The following is a 14,486-nucleotide window of genomic DNA, read 5'->3' on the forward strand; positions in this document are numbered from 1 at the left end:
CGTCACCACCCGATCGGCATGGAGCGTGGTCCGCGGACCAGCATCTGGGTCTTCCACACGATATCGCCGGCGAGGTGGAGAGTCGGCATTTCGCGCGTCAGAGCCTTCAGCGCCTCCTGCAGCTCCAGGCGGGCGAGCGGCGCGCCGAGGCAGTGGTGCACGCCGTGGCCGAAGCCGAGGTGGTGGGTGTCCTCGCGGTCGAACACGAGGGTGTCGGCGTCGGCGAACTGGAGGCGGTCGCGGTTGGCCGCGCCGATCGCGACGAGCACCGGTTCGCCCTCGCGGACGAGCACGTCGCCGACCTGCACGTCTTCGGTGGCGTAGCGCGCGAAGCCGGCGCCGGCGCCCAGCGGGACGAAGCGCAGCAGCTCCTCGACGGCGGCGTTGATCAGTGACGGGTCCTCGACGAGCCTCTTCCACTGCTCCGGCTGGTCGAGCAGCGCGTAGACGAAGTTCGGGATCTGGCTCGCCGTGGTCTCGTGGCCGGCGATCAGGATCCCGACACACAGGTCGACCAGCTCCAGCTCCGTGAGCCGGTCACGCACGTCGCGCGCCTCGATCAGCGCCGTCATCAAGTCGTCCTGCGGCTGCTCACGGTGCTGCGCGATCAGGCCCGACATGTACTCACGCAGCTCCGCGCGGTTGCGCTCGAACTCCTCGGCGGTCAGTCCGCTCGAGGTCAGCGCGGCGTCGCTCCACACGCGGAACTTCGCGCGGTCCTCGGTCGGCACGCCGAGCAGCTCGCAGATCACCGCGACGGGGATCGGCAGCGCGTACGCGTCGACCAGGTCGGCGGGCTGCCCGGCCGCCTTCATGTCCTCGATCAGCCCGGTCGCCAGCTCCTCGACACGCGGCCGCAGCAGCTCCACGCGCCGGACGGTGAACGCCTTCGCGACGAGCGTGCGAAGCCGCGTGTGGTCCGGCGGGTCCATGGTGAGGATGCCGCCCGAACGCCGGTGCGCGGCCATCCGCGGCTCGTCCTTCTGTTCCGACATCGCGCGCGAGAACCGCCGGTCGCCCAGCACGAGCCGGGCGTCGGCGAACCGCGTGGCGAGCCAGGCCGGCTCACCGTGCGGCATCTGCACGCGGATCATGCCCTCCGCGTCACGGGCGGCGGCATACGCCGCGTTGAGCGCGAGCCCCGCCTCTTCGTTGAACGGGTACGCAAGCGGCTCCGACTGCGTGGTGGTCATGCGGGGAACTCCCAATCTGACGGAAAGTCCGGTTTGTAAGCACCTGCTTACAAACAAGGTACCGAGTCGGCCCCGACTTGTCAGCCGCTGCGCAGCGGAAGATCGAAGTTCCGGTTCAGTCGTAGGAGACCCAGACCTGCAGCCAGTGGCTGCTCTCAGCGGCCTTGAGGATCTCGATGCTGACGTCGATCGGCCCGGTGTCGGGGTGCCGCAGCCGGGTGACGCCGGCCCGGCGATAGGCGACCGGGTGAGCAGTCCACCGGGTGCTGAAGTCCGGCACCGCGGTCAGCTCGTCGACCAACGCCGCGCCTGCAGCGTCGACGCCCTGGTCGGCCTGAATCGCCCGCAGCCAGCCGACCAGCTCGTCGGCGGTGCTCGCCCAATCCTCGCCGAAAACCCGGCGCGCACTCGGGTGCAGGAAGTGGTAGCGCAGCAGGTTGGGTGAATCGTGGTCGAGGAATCCCAACGGCCGGACGATCGACTCCCACGCGCCGTTCCAGGCGATCACGTCGCACGTCCCGCCGAGCAGGCACGCCGGGGTCTGACCGAGCCGGTCCAGCAGCACCCGCAGGCTCGGGCGGACTTCGTCTTCGGGCCGGTGCCGGGGCAGCAGGCCCTCCCCCTGACGCCGGACGGCCAGGGCAGCCAGATGCCGCTTCTCGTCCTCGGACAGGCGCAGCGCCTCGGCCAGCGCAGTCAGTATCCCGATGGACGGGTTGGTGTCGCGGCCCTGCTCCAGCCGCTCCAGGTACTCGACGCTGATGCCGGCGAGGGTGGCCAGCTCCTCGCGCCGCAGCCCGGGCGTCCGCCGCCGGCCGTGGGAGACCAGACCCACGTCCTCGGGTTTGATCTGTTCCCGCCGTGCCCGGAGGAATGCCGCCAACTCGGCCACGCCATCGACCATGGTCAGATGATGCCCGTCGACCTGCTCGGTCCGCACCAACCAAACGTGTGACGAAAGCGACCGCCCCGCAACGACATCGCCTTCTGCGGACTGGGGTTGCCGGATTTTCGAAGAACAATTTCCCGCGTCGTACCGGCCGTCGAAATCCCGGAGCCGAACAAGATCGGCCCCGGGATTTCGGAGACAGGCCGGAGTCTACGCGATCGCTCCGATCTGGATGTTCCATTCGCGGACCGCGACCGTAGCCTGCCCGGCGCGGACGATCGGGCTGTCCCGGTACCGCGTCTCCACTTCATCCGGTGACAGGCCGCGAAGCACTGCCATGCCGCCCACGCCGTCGGTGAACCCGCCGGTGAGGCCGAGTAGACCGTCGGCCCGCAGCCGCTCCAGGAATTCCTTCTGTGCACCGGCGACGTCCGGAGTGGGCGGACCGTCGACGAAGGTGAGGGTCACGACAACGTGCGCCATCATCGAACTCCTTCGGGCGAGCCGGAAGCCGCGGGAAATCGCGGAGTGAGCCAGTCGACGACCGTCTGCAGCGCCTTTTCGCGCTGCACGACCGGAAAACCGAAGTGGTCGCCGTCGTGAAACCGGATTGTCTTGTCCGCGGCCGGGCTGGCGTCGTACTGGGCCTGGGTGTCGTCCGGGAACCCGAGGTTGTCCCCGGTGAAACCGACGAGCAGCAACGGCACGTCCACCGACTTCAGCGACTCGACCAGCACGGCCCGGGTGGACAGTCCTGACCACGTGCTCAGCCACGCCCGCGGGGTGACCAGCCGGCCGAAGCCGCCGGGCGCGTAGTTGATCTCATCCGGTCGCGGGCCGAGGATCGAAGCCGCCCTCCGGGTGGACCGCTCGGCGTGCAGCCGCACGTCCAGGTACGCCGGGTCGGCCTCGGTCCGGTGCACGACCAGGTAGTGCCCGACGGTCGCGCGGCGGGTGATCCGGGTTCGTTCCTCGATCGGCAGGTCCGCGAAGCCGGGGGCGTCGCGCATCTCGCGGTAGCGCCGCTGCTCGGCGATCAACCCCCGAGCCCGGGCGTCCAACCGAGCCACCCGCGCCCGCTGGGCCGCGCGGTACCGCTGCAGGAACTCCTCCGAGTACGTGCTCGGCGCCGGGGGCTCGCGGTAGCCGTTCGCGGCGTTGTACATGTCCAGATCGGGATCGACGGCAAGCGGGTCCCCCTCGTCGATCACCGACGGGTCGATCGCCCTGAGCATGAACGAACCCTGACCGGGGTGGGCCCCGAGCAGGACGACGCCGTCCGCCTTCGGCATGGCGACCTCGTTGAGGTCCAGCGGTTCCCCCGCGGCGGTGTCACGCAGCCGATCGGGAGGCGGTGTGCTCGCCTGCTGCTGGTAAAACGCCATCAACGAACCGCCGCCGCTGTTGCCGAGGAGGATCACCCGGTCGAATCCGCGCTCGTCGCGCAGGTGGGTCAGCGCGGCGGCGAGGTCGAGGAGCAGCCGCTCGTGCTCGCAGTCGACGTCGTTGTTCAGCGTCCGGGTCTGGTGGGCGTAGAAGGCGTATCCCGCCTCCACGATCGCTGGTGCGGCGTAGAACCGGCTCAGGTCGCCGCGCGGGTGCGACACCACCATCACGGTTTTTTCGCCGCCCCGGGCGTAGAGCACGCCGCGCGAGGCGGCGCCGTCAGCGGCGCGGATGGGCACGACCGTCGACGCGGTACCGGCGGGCAGCCGGTCGAAGTCGACCACGCCGATGCCGACCGTGCCGACCCGGGGCTGCTCGTCGGCCGCGGAGGCCTCGCCGGAACCCGTCACTTGGCCGTCACCCCTTCGCGAATCTGGTCCCCGTCCCGCTTGAACCTCAGGGCACCCGGGTCCACGTGCAGCTGGCCCTTCGTGTCCACGATGATGTACTGCATGTCCACCGACCCCCCGCCGCCGCGGATGGTCTCGCGGGCCTTCTCGGCGACGTCGGCCGGGAGGCCGTGGTGCATGCCCTGCGGGGTCAGCGAAATGCTGGCCGGGGCGACCGGCAGGCCCATTGCCGTGCCGCCGTGGACGAAGATGAACTCGTCGTAGTCCATGTTGCGGTGGTACGGCGGCACCGGCTCGGCGTCCGGAGCGGTCTCGTACGGCCGCTGCACCATGTTGCCCACCAACGAGCTGGGCGAGGCGAAGATGCCGTACGCGCTCGGCATGATGTGGATCCGGTCGCTCATCACCGGCCGGTAGTCCCGGATGTTCATCTTCATCGGGAACAGATCGCCCTTCCACCCCTCCACATCGATGGGGTCGAAGTCGTAGAAGATGGAGGTGTACTCGTTGCGCAACTTGAGCCGCAGCGGGTACTCGCCCGCGTCGTTGCGGCCGTCGCCGAGCTCGTCGAGCTGCGGGGTCGGGACGACGAAAAGATCGGTGTCGAACGGCGCCCGGCGGCCGATCGGGCCGGCGTCGGCGAGCCCGAGTTCCTCGGTCGACTCGATGAGCAGCAGGTAGTTGTCGGAGGTCTCCGGGCGGATCCGGTAAGTGACGCCCTTGGGCACCAGCACCCAGTCTCCGGGCTCGTACGGCAGCGGCCCGAACTCGGTGTAGAAAGTGCCGGTTCCCCGATGGACGAAGTAGATCTCGTCGCCGTCGGCGTTGCGCACCGAGAACGGCATGTCGGCGCTTCGCCGGCTCACCCAGATCGACACCGCGTCGTTGTGGAACAACCGCATCGGGCCGCCCGCCGGGTCGGCCAGGTCCGTCGGCTCCAGCCGCGCGCCGTCGATGTCGACGTGGTTGGTGTTGCCTTCCACGCGCGTCCACTTCGTCGGCTCGTGGCGACGGTACAGCTGCGTGTCCCGGCCGGCGAAACCCTGCCGCGTCAGCATGTCCTCGTGCAGACCGTCGAGCGCGTCGTAACCGGTGATCGCTTGGCGCAGGACCGTGCCTCTGCGCTGCTGGATCCACGAGGTCATGGGTGTGTAGTTCACGAGCGGTCCTTCCGATCGGCTGGTTGATCGTCGAGAAGGACGATGACGCCGGCGCACAACACGGGACAACGCTCTGCGAATACCCGTACCTGCAGGGAGACCCTCGGGGCGGCCACGTCAGCATCTCCCCCCGGATACGACTATCGGCAGGGCGTTCCACCACGGGTCGATGAGCGGCATCGTCGAAATCCGGGCCGTCCCCGTGGCCCGTGACCCGAAGGAGCAATGAGCCCGGTGAGTGACTACCGCATCGGCCTGCTGGTGCCGAGTTCCAACACGACGATGGAGACCGAGGTCCCCGAGGTGTTGCGCCGGGTGGCGGCCGCGACCGGCGACCGGTTCACGTTCCACTCCAGCCGGATGCGCATGAACACGGTCAGCGCCGAGGAGCTGGCCAGGATGAACGCCGACGCGGACCGGGCGGTGGTCGAACTGGCCGACGCCCGCATGGATGTGATGGCCTACGCGTGCCTCGTCGCGATCATGGCCCAGGGCCGTGGCGCGCATCGGGAAATCGAGCAGCGCCTCACCCGTACCTCGGCCGAAGCCGGCGACGCCGTCGAGGTCGTGTCCAGCGCCGGAGCGCTGGTCGCCGGCCTGCATCGGCTCGGCGCGCGCAAGGTCTCGCTGATCACGCCCTACCTCAAGCCGCTGACCGCGCGAGTCGTCGACTACATCGAGGGCGAAGGCATCGAAGTGCAGGACGCGATCAGTCTCGAAGTCGACGACAACCTGGCCGTCGGACGCCTCGACCCGTCCCGGCTGCCGGAGATCGCGGGCAGGCTCGACACCCGTGGAGCGGACGCCGTCGTGCTGAGCGCGTGCGTGCAGATGCCCTCGCTGGCGGCGATTCCCGCCGCGGAGAAGGTGGTCGAGCTCCCGGTCGTCACCGCCGCGACCGCCACGTCGTGGCAGGTGCTGTCCGCGCTCGGCGTCCACGTCCCGGTGCCGGCGGCCGGCGCGCTGTTCCGCGACTGACCGAACCCGCACCGCACAAGCACCCGGCCCCGACGTGGGGTCCTCACGAGGAGAAGCGAACGATGACCACATCCCCCACCACGCAGATCCGAGACGGGGCCCCGGGCCGTCTCGGCGATCCCGCTCGGTCGCTCGCGACCGATCCCCGCGTCGACCCCCGGGTCGTCGCCGCACTGGCGCCGTTCGGGGCAGCAGAGCCGGCTTCGCCACCGCCGGTCGGCCCCAGCAGCTCGCGGGCCGAGCTGCTGGAGTTCGCGGAGGGCATGGAATCCGGAACAGAGGCCATGTTCGACGCGCTGATGACGGGGCTGCCCGAGGTCGAAGGCGTCGAGACCGAGACGCTGACGATCACCGCGACCGCCGGGCACACCATCGAGCTGTACGTGACTCGCCCGGTCGGCGTGTCGCACCCGCTGCCCTGCGTCTTCCACCTCCACGGCGGCGGCATGGTCATCGCGTCGGCCGCCAACTCCGCCCACGACCGGTGGCGCCGTGAGCTCGCCGCCACCGGGCTTGTCGTGGTCGGGGTCGAGTTCCGCAACGGCGCCGGCCGGCTCGGCCCACACCCGTTCCCGGCGGGGCTCGACGACTGTGCCGACGGCCTGCGCTGGGTGGCGTCCCGGACGGCGGAGCTGGGCATCTCCCACATCGTGGTGGCCGGTGAGTCCGGCGGTGCCAACCTGGCGCTGGCCCTGACCATCCGGGCCAAGCGGGAGGGTTTTCTCGCGGAGATCTCGGGAGTTCACGCCCAGTGCCCCCACATCCACGGGAAGTGGGGCGAGGACTCCCCGGCGCTGCCGTCGCTGGTGGAGAACGACGGCTACTTCATGAACCGAGCCGCCCTCGCCGCCCTCGCCGAGGTATACGACCCCGGCTTCGCGAACGCCGACGACGCCACGTGCTGGCCCGCCCGGGCCACCGCCGAAGATCTGGCGGGCCTGCCGCCGCACGTCATCTCGGTGAACGAGCTCGACCCGCTGCGAGACGAGGGAATCGCCTACCACCGCGCCCTCCTGGCGGCCGGCGTGCAGTCGCGGGCCTGGTTGAACCTGGGTCTGTGCCACACCGGCGAGACGTTGTTCCGCGCCACCATGCCCGACGTGTACGCCGCGACCATCGCCGGCATCAGCCGCTTCGCGTACCTCCTGCGCTGATCCGGGCGCTGCGCCCGGGACGCCGGCGCGAGCTACCGCGGGCCGTCCCCACGGGTGTGCCCGCCGGTGAAGTTCCCTGTCTCCGGGTCGAGGTGCCCGTGCAGCACCTGTTCGTGCACGCCCGGCGGGATGGCCGGCGGCTCGGGCGCGGTCCCGGTCCACTCCCCCAGGTCACCGCCGCCGGCGACGACCTCGTCCAGGAACTCCCGCACCGGCAGCGAAGACGGCGGGAGGAACGCCGGCAACCCGTTGCGCGGCACGGCGATCACGCTCGGGATGCACGCCTTGTCGAAGTCTCCGTCCTCGAGGAACGCCACGCTGTTGAACGGCACGATCCACGCCAGCTCGTGCTCCGACACGAACTCCTCTTCCACGACGAGCCGCCCCACCACGGGGTGGATCAGCTCCGGGCCGACCTGGTCGGCGATGAACCGCGTCGCGATCGCCACGGCGTCCTGTTTCTGCATCTGCTCCGCCTGTCCGAATCAGCCGTTGAAGTGCTGGTCTGCCCTGAGCCAGTCCTGGTAGACGTCGTCGACGCCGGTGCCCGCGCCCGGGTTCGGCCCGGGCACAGCCGGCGGCGGCGGGGCCGCCGGCGGCGCGGCCGGCGGGGGCGTCCACCCGGGCGGCGGGCCCTGCGCGCCGTGCACCGGCGGGTCGTAGCGGAAGTACTGCAGGTTGCGCGGGTCGGTGTCCAGCTTGCCGAGCTTGCCCGACTGCCCGTCGAGGAACACCACACCCTTGTCCGTGTTGATCACGTTCATCACGTGGGAGCTGCGGTCGTCGCGGTGGACGATCACGTAACCCTTGCTGCCAGGGTGCTCACTGGCCTTGTCGATGACCTGGTCCCAGCTGTCCAGGTCCTCCGGGCGCCCGGCGTTCGGGTTCTTCTGCCGCAACGGGTGGTTCGGCCCGACCGCGGTGCCGATCTGCTGGTCCTCGGGCAGCTTCGGCGCGGGTTTGACCTTGCCGCCGAGCATCTCGTCGACGGACGTGATGGCCAGCGTGCAGTTCTTGCCGTCCTTGGTCGGGTTCAGCTTGTTGAGGTTCGGGTAGTACTTGCTCGCGAAATTGCCCGCGCCGAGGGTGTCGGCGTTGATCGACGGCTTGGTCGTGCCACCCGGGCCGGCCGCGGCCTTCACCTTGTTGCCGGGGACGAAAACGCCGCCGACCTTGTTGAAGAACGAGCTGGTGGTGTCGCCGAGGCCGTGCACCGGGGAGTCGAGCGGGTCCGGGCTGCGGGGCGGCGCGGATTTCGGGGTGCCGCCGCCGGTGCCGGACGTGTGCGTGGTGTCGCCCGACTTCGGGGTGCCGCCGCCCGCGCTCGACTTCGCCGTGCCGCCGCCTCCGCCCGACTTCGCCGGCGGGGGCGTGAAGTCGGATCCCGAACCGCTGTAGCCCGAGCCACCCGGCGTGTCATCGCCCGCCTTCGCCGCGGGCGGCGGGGTGTAGTCCTTCGGCGCGCCTTCGTAGCCGGACGTCTTGGTCGAGTCGTCCGCGCCCGACTTGCCCGGGGGCGGGGTGTAGTCCTTCGGCGCGCCCTCGTAACCACCGCCCTTGGGCGTGCCGCCTCCGTCGCCACCGGCGGTTTTGACCGGCGGGGCCGTCGGGGTGCCGCTGAGATCCTTCGTCTTCGGCGGCGGGGCGACCTTGCCGCCCTTGAGGCCCTTCAGCGCCTTGCCCGCGTCTTCGAACAGCGTCCCGGCCTTCTTCAGCAGCGGGACCAGTGCTTTGAGGGCCTTGACCAGCTTCGTGACCAGGCCCGTGATCTGCGACGCCGTCTTCGCGACGGCACTCGCGACCTGCGGGACGACCCACGCCAGGCCGATGCCGAGCGTGAACACCACCTGCAGCGCCCAGCTGATCAAGTGCCCGATGAGCTCGGAGATGATGTCGCGCACGAGCGTCCGGACGGCGGCGACCACCTCACCCGCGGTCTTGACCCCGGACGACGCGCCCTCGGTCCCCTTCTGCGCCGACTGCAGCAGTGTGCCGATGTCCTGCGCGCGCTGCCGGTAGGCGTCCGACGCGGAGCCCGACCACGACTGCAGGTCGGCGTTCACGGCGTCGGTCAGGTCCGAGGCGACGCTGCCGAGCTCCTTGGCGACGTTCGCCCACGTCTCGGACTGGGCCTTGATCTGGTCGGCGTTGCCGGTGAGGCCGTTGAGCGCGTCCTTGAGCGGACCGACGTGCTCCATGAGCCACGACACACCCGCGGCCAGGATCGCGCCGAACGGGTCCATCGCCACCGACAACGCGTCGAGCGCGGTCCCCACCGCCCCCATCGCGACCGACGCCCAATCGCCCGACTCGATGGCCGTCGAGAGGTCGTTCGCGGTCTCCAGCAGGGAAATCCCCGAATACGCCTTGGTCGAATCCACGGTCGGCGCAATCAGCGGATTGCTCATGCGGTGTCTCCTCGTGCCCTGAACTCGATCTCATCCCATCACGGCCACGCGGGCGCCGTCGGTTCACCCACCCTGATGTGTCACCGCGCACAAACCCACCCCGAGGAGTGCACGATCGACCCGGCTCGCTCGTGTGCCGCGGCGCCGATGCGCCCTCATCGCGTGCACTGCGGTTAACCTCGTGCGCGAACGGGAGGCGCCATGACCGCAGAATCGCACGCCCGGAAGCGGGACGCCGCCGCGACGAAAGCGGCGCTGCTCGACGCCGCTGAACAGCTCTTCGCCGAGCGCGGCTTCGACCGCACCACCGTGCGCGACATCGCCGGCCGCGCGGGCGCGAACCAGGCGTTGCTGTTCCGCTACTTCGGCAGCAAAGAAGCCCTCTTCGAGTCCGTCATGGCCCGCGGCGGCTTCGCCCAGCTCGAAGCGACCCCGCCCGAGCACCTGTTCACCGAAGCGCTGCGCAGCCTCCTCAAGGACGACTCGGAACGCCGCGATCGCTCGCTGGAGACCTACCTGCGCTCCACCGGCACCGACAGCGCCGGCGCCGCCCTGCGCGACCAGCTCGGTGAGGAGTACGCCCGGGCGCTCGCCTCCCTCACCGACGAGCCCGACGCCGCGCTGCGCGCCGACCTGGCGCTGGCCTGGCTGCTCGGCATCGGCCTCGTCCGCGCGGTCACCCGCAAGGACCCCCTGGCGAGCGCCTCACCGGAAGACGTGGCCCGGCTGACGGGGCCGGCGGTGCGGACGTTGCTGGAGCGGAGCGAGTAGGCCCGGCGTCAGGACCGCGGCGAGCGGGTCCGGCACGATCGCGCGGCCGCGGTCGGCGCACCCGGCATCGCCGCCTCGGAGGCCTGCCGCCGGGACGCCTGCGTCGGCTGACCGAGTCGGTGCGGCGGATCAGGCGCCCTAAGTGGTGAGCCAGCTGTCGATGGTGCCGGTCGCCAGCGCGGCGGCGGGGCTGAGGGTGAGGGAGTGCGCGGCGCCCGGGATGGCGGCGGCGGTGAAGGACGCGGCGGAGGGGAAGAAGCCGCGCTCGGCCTGGGTGATGGCGGTGGCCGTGGTACAGGCGTGGCCGAGGGCGCCGGCGCAGAAAAGGGTGTCGGCGGCGCCGTTTGCGATGAGGACTGGGGCGGTGACGGCGAAGGAGTTGGTGACGGGCAGGACGCTGAGGGCTTGCACCGCGCCGTCGGCCTCGGTGGCGGAGAGGACCGACTTCGTGGCCTCGTCGTGGGCGACGGCGGAGGCGCTGGCGTTGTCGCCGTCGAAGAGGGTGCGGCGGTGGCCCGGCAGGGTCGTGAGCAGGCCCGCGTCGAGGCCGGCGGTGGGGCCGACCTGGGCATCGAGGATGGCCGGGTGGAGATGCCGGGTGAAGGTCTGCGCGAGGATGTCCGGCGACAGGTGATGGGTCATGCCGGTGAGGACGAGGTAGTCGACGTCGTGGTACGTGCCGGCCTCCGCCATCGTCTCGATGGAGCCGAGTGAGTGGCCGACGAGCGCGACGCGGTCGTACGCGTGCCCGCCGACGGCGCCGTGGCGCAGGGCCGTGATCACCTGGTGCAGCACGGCCGACTCGGTCTCCGCGGTGATCAGCACGGACGGCAGGTGAGCCGACTCGCCGTAGCCGAGCTTGTCGATCGCGAGGGTGGCGTAGCCGGCCGCGGCCGCGGCGGCGGGGACGTCGAACGCCTCGTCCCAGTAGTGCCGGTCGTAAGTCGCGCCGTGGACGAGCAGCTGCACCGTCCGGGGCTGCCGCCCGGCCGGCACGCAATAGGTGCCGTGCACGTGGGCCGACACGACGAGGTCGGCGGTCACCGCGAGGTCGACCTCCGTGCAGCTCTTGGCCGGCTCGGCGGCTGCGGGCGACACCACCACGGCCGTCGCGGCGAGCACCGCCGCGAGAACGAGGCTCACGCGACGGGCGGCGTTCATGAGAACCTTCTTCTGTTGCGCGACAAGGGATTCCAGCCACCCGAGCTTAAGCGGGGAACCCGTCGCGCGACCTGCGGCAGAGGACACAACGGCCGAGACGCTGCCCGGCTGTCACCGGCTCGACACGCCGAGGAATAAATCCGCGTGCCGCCCACGATCGGCTAACGCAGTGCCCGCCGCAGCAGTTCCGCCAGGTGCACGGCTTGGCGGCCGGACTCCTGCGCGATCTGCGTGCGGCAGCTGAACCCGTCGGACAGGACCACAGTGGACTCCGCGGCCTCCCGCACGGCCGGCAGCAAGCGGTCCTCCGCCACGGCCTTGGACACGTCGTAGTGCCCCTTCTCGAACCCGAAGTTGCCGGCCAGCCCGCAGCAGCCCGAGTCCAGCGTCGTGTTGCGCACGCCCGCCGCCGCCATGGCCGCTTCGTCGGCGGCGAAGCCGAGCACGGCGTGCTGGTGGCAGTGGACCTGCGTGATCGTCTCGACGTCGAGCGACACCTCCAGCGGCTTCGGCGCGTCGGCCAGCAGCTCGGCGAACGTCCGCGTCCGCGAGGCCAGCAGCTCGCCGACGGGGTCGCCGGGCAGCAGCGCCGCCAGGTCGCCGCGGAACAGCGCCGTGCAGCTCGGTTCCAGGCCCGCCACCTCGTAGCCGGCTTCGAGGTACGGCCGCAGCACGGTCAACGTCCGCTGCAGCACGCGTTTGGCCACGTCCAGCTGTCCCGTCGACACCCACGTCAGTCCACAGCAGACACCGCGGTCGGGCAGGACCACGTCGTAACCGGCCGCCGTGAGCACCTCGGTCGCGGCTTCGAGCACGTCCGGCGTGAGGTAGTTGTTGAACGAGTCCGGCCACAGCACCACCCGCCGCTCGCCCGTCGCCCAGCGGCGCAGGTCGCGGCGGGCCCGCGTGAACGGCACGGTCGCGAACGAAGGCAGGTCGCGTTCCGGCGCGATACCGCCGAGCTTCTTCAACGGCGTCGCGGCCCAGCGGCGGCGGGAGAAGAAGTTCGCCACCCGCGGCGCCAGCGACACCGCGCGCAGCCACATCGGCAGCCAGCCCATCGAGTAGTGCGACGCCGGCCGCCGTCGCCCGCGGTAGTGCTGGTGCAGGAATTCGGCCTTGTAGGTGGCCATGTCGACGTCCACCGGGCAGTCGGACAGGCAGCCCTTGCACGACAGGCACAGGTCGAGCGCCTCGGCGACCTCCTCCGACGCCCAGCCGTCCTTGATCACCTCGCCGTTCACCATCTCGGCCAGCAGATGTGCACGTCCGCGCGTGGAGTGCCGTTCTTCGCGCGTCGCGCGGTAGCTCGGGCACATCACGCCACCACCGCTGGTGTTGCGGCATTTCCCGACGCCGACGCAGCGGCGCATCGCCTGGCCGAAGCTGCCGCGGTCCTCGGGGTAACCGAGCACCGTCACGTCTTCGAGCGCCAGCGGCGCGCGGCGCACGCGCAGGTCCGCGTCCACCGGCCGCGGGTCCACGATGATGCCGGGGTTCATCCGGCCGTCCGGGTCGAAGATCCCCTTGAACCGAGCGAACAACGCCATCATCTCCGGGCTGTACATGCGGCCCAGCAATTCCGACCGCGCCTGCCCGTCGCCGTGTTCCCCCGACAGCGATCCGCCGTGCGCGGCGACGAGATCCGCGGCCTGCTCCAGGAACTTCCGGAACTGCGCCTTGCCCGGCGTGGAAAGCAGGTCGAAGTCGAGCCGCAGGTGCAGACAGCCCTCGCCGTAGTGGCCGTAGACCACACTGCGGCGACCGTGCTCACGCATCAGCTCCTTGAACCCCCGCAGGTACGAGCCGAGCTGCTCGGGCGGCACCGCGGCGTCCTCCCAGCCGGGCCAGGCTTCCGCGCCGTCGGCCAGCCGCGTGGCCAGCCCCGCGCCTTCCTCACGGATCCGCCACAGCCGGCGCTGCGCCGCGGGATCGTCCAGCACCACCGAACCCGTGAGCGCGCCGCCCAGCGAAGCCGCCAGCTCCCGCGCCCGCGCAGCCGCTTCGGCCGGCGACGAACCCGCCAGCTCCACGAAAAGCCATGCTCCGCCGGGAGGAAGTCCTTGCGCCCGCCCGGGTTCCAGCATCGCGACGAGCTCCGCGTCCACGCCCTCGACGGTCAGCGGCGACCACGGCAGGATCCCCGGCACCGCGTCGGCCGCGTCGATGTCGGACGGAAAACCCAGCACCGCCAGCACCCGGTGCTTCGGCAGCTCGGCGAGCGCCACGGTCGCCCCCAGCACCGTCACGCACGTGCCCTCGCTGCCGACCAGTGCCTTGGCGACGTCGAACCCGTTCTCCGGCAGCAGGTGCTCCAGCCCGTAACCGGACACCCGCCGGGAGAAGCTGGACAGCTCGGTGCGCAGCACGGCGAGGTTGTCGCGCACCAGCGAACGCAACTCGGTGAACACCCGTCCCTCGGTGCCCGGCCGCGCCGCTCGGGCGTCCACTTCGGACGGTGACGTCGGCCCGACCGTGAGCCGCGTGCCGTCGTACAGCAGCACGTCGAGCTCCCGCACGACGTCGACGGTCCGGCCCCACGCCACGGAGTGCGAACCGCAGGCGTTGTTGCCGATCATGCCGCCGATCGTGCACCGGCTGTGCGTGGACGGGTCCGGCCCGAACCGCAGCCCGTGCGGCGCGGCGACGGCCTGCAGGTCGTCGAGCACCGTGCCGGGCGCCACGCGCGCGAGCCGCGTTTCGGGATCGATCCACTCGACCCCGCGCACGTGCCGTGACGTGTCGACCACGATCCCCGGCCCGCACGAGTTGCCGGCGACACTCGTGCCCCCGCCGCGCGGCACCAGCGGCGCCCCGCGCTCCCGCGCGGCCGTCACGGCAGCGACCACTTCGTCCACCGTCTCCGGCAGCACCACGCCGAGCGGCACGTGGCGGTAGTTCGACGCGTCGGTGGTGTAGAGCGCCAGCGTGGCGGTGTCGCTGAGGATTCGCACGCCCTCCATTCAAGACAACGCC

Annotated in this window: 12 protein-coding genes and 1 pseudogene; 3 read left to right on the forward strand and 10 right to left on the reverse strand. The window is 71.0% G+C overall.

The features are described 5' to 3' along the window. Positions 1 to 2: 2 nt before the first annotated feature. From AB0878_RS25890 to AB0878_RS25910, 5 genes are all read right to left on the reverse strand, one after another. Complete coding sequence (locus AB0878_RS25890) at positions 3 to 1,193, reverse strand: cytochrome P450 (protein WP_366582825.1); 1,191 nt, start codon at positions 1,191 to 1,193, stop codon at positions 3 to 5. Positions 1,194 to 1,308: 115 nt separating this feature from the next. Continuing rightward, positions 1,309 to 2,133 carry a helix-turn-helix transcriptional regulator gene (locus AB0878_RS25895; RefSeq protein WP_366582826.1) on the reverse strand — a complete coding sequence of 275 codons (825 nt, stop codon included), beginning with the start codon at positions 2,131 to 2,133 and terminating at the stop codon, positions 1,309 to 1,311. Positions 2,134 to 2,292: 159 nt separating this feature from the next. Beyond that, positions 2,293 to 2,565, reverse strand: a complete 273-nt coding sequence (locus AB0878_RS25900; protein WP_366582827.1) for a hypothetical protein — start codon at positions 2,563 to 2,565, stop codon at positions 2,293 to 2,295. Further along, complete coding sequence (locus AB0878_RS25905; RefSeq protein WP_366582828.1) at positions 2,565 to 3,878, reverse strand: alpha/beta hydrolase; 1,314 nt, start codon at positions 3,876 to 3,878, stop codon at positions 2,565 to 2,567. The genes AB0878_RS25900 and AB0878_RS25905 overlap by 1 nt, the downstream gene beginning before the upstream one ends. Further along, the gene (locus AB0878_RS25910; RefSeq protein WP_366582829.1) at positions 3,875 to 5,038 is read right to left on the reverse strand and encodes a homogentisate 1,2-dioxygenase; all 1,164 of its coding nucleotides are present in this window, start codon (positions 5,036 to 5,038) and stop codon (positions 3,875 to 3,877) included. The genes AB0878_RS25905 and AB0878_RS25910 overlap by 4 nt, the downstream gene beginning before the upstream one ends. A 225-nt stretch (positions 5,039 to 5,263) precedes the next feature. On the opposite strand from AB0878_RS25910, the gene AB0878_RS25915 reads away from it, so the two are divergent. After that, a complete protein-coding gene (locus AB0878_RS25915; RefSeq protein ID WP_366582830.1) occupies positions 5,264 to 6,016 on the forward strand; it encodes an Asp/Glu racemase in 753 nt (250 codons plus the stop codon). 62 nt (positions 6,017 to 6,078) lie between these two features. Continuing rightward, the gene (locus AB0878_RS25920) at positions 6,079 to 7,170 is read left to right on the forward strand and encodes an alpha/beta hydrolase fold domain-containing protein (protein WP_366582831.1); all 1,092 of its coding nucleotides are present in this window, start codon (positions 6,079 to 6,081) and stop codon (positions 7,168 to 7,170) included. A 32-nt stretch (positions 7,171 to 7,202) separates the two neighbouring features. Here AB0878_RS25920 and AB0878_RS25925 read toward each other — a convergent pair whose 3' ends face one another. From AB0878_RS25925 to AB0878_RS25935, 3 genes and pseudogenes are all read right to left on the reverse strand, one after another. Then, the gene (locus AB0878_RS25925) at positions 7,203 to 7,637 is read right to left on the reverse strand and encodes a YrhB domain-containing protein (protein ID WP_364056956.1); all 435 of its coding nucleotides are present in this window, start codon (positions 7,635 to 7,637) and stop codon (positions 7,203 to 7,205) included. A gap of 18 nt (positions 7,638 to 7,655) precedes the next feature. Next, positions 7,656 to 8,384, reverse strand: a complete 729-nt coding sequence (locus tag AB0878_RS25930) for a toxin glutamine deamidase domain-containing protein (protein ID WP_366582989.1) — start codon at positions 8,382 to 8,384, stop codon at positions 7,656 to 7,658. A gap of 147 nt (positions 8,385 to 8,531) precedes the next feature. Next, positions 8,532 to 9,578: pseudogene (locus AB0878_RS25935) on the reverse strand (RHS repeat protein); the annotation flags it as partial. 201 nt (positions 9,579 to 9,779) lie between these two features. On the opposite strand from AB0878_RS25935, the gene AB0878_RS25940 reads away from it, so the two are divergent. After that, positions 9,780 to 10,349, forward strand: a complete 570-nt coding sequence (locus tag AB0878_RS25940) for a TetR family transcriptional regulator (protein ID WP_366582832.1) — start codon at positions 9,780 to 9,782, stop codon at positions 10,347 to 10,349. Positions 10,350 to 10,487: 138 nt separating this feature from the next. Here AB0878_RS25940 and AB0878_RS25945 read toward each other — a convergent pair whose 3' ends face one another. Then, on the reverse strand, positions 10,488 to 11,510 hold the full coding sequence (locus AB0878_RS25945; protein WP_366582833.1) for an alpha/beta fold hydrolase: 1,023 nt from the start codon (positions 11,508 to 11,510) through the stop codon (positions 10,488 to 10,490). 161 nt (positions 11,511 to 11,671) lie between these two features. Continuing rightward, complete coding sequence (locus tag AB0878_RS25950; protein ID WP_366582834.1) at positions 11,672 to 14,464, reverse strand: FAD-binding and (Fe-S)-binding domain-containing protein; 2,793 nt, start codon at positions 14,462 to 14,464, stop codon at positions 11,672 to 11,674. Between the last annotated feature and the right edge of the window lie 22 nt (positions 14,465 to 14,486).

The organism is Amycolatopsis sp. NPDC047767, assembly GCF_040704195.1.
In the GTDB taxonomy this organism is placed as follows: domain Bacteria; phylum Actinomycetota; class Actinomycetes; order Mycobacteriales; family Pseudonocardiaceae; genus Amycolatopsis.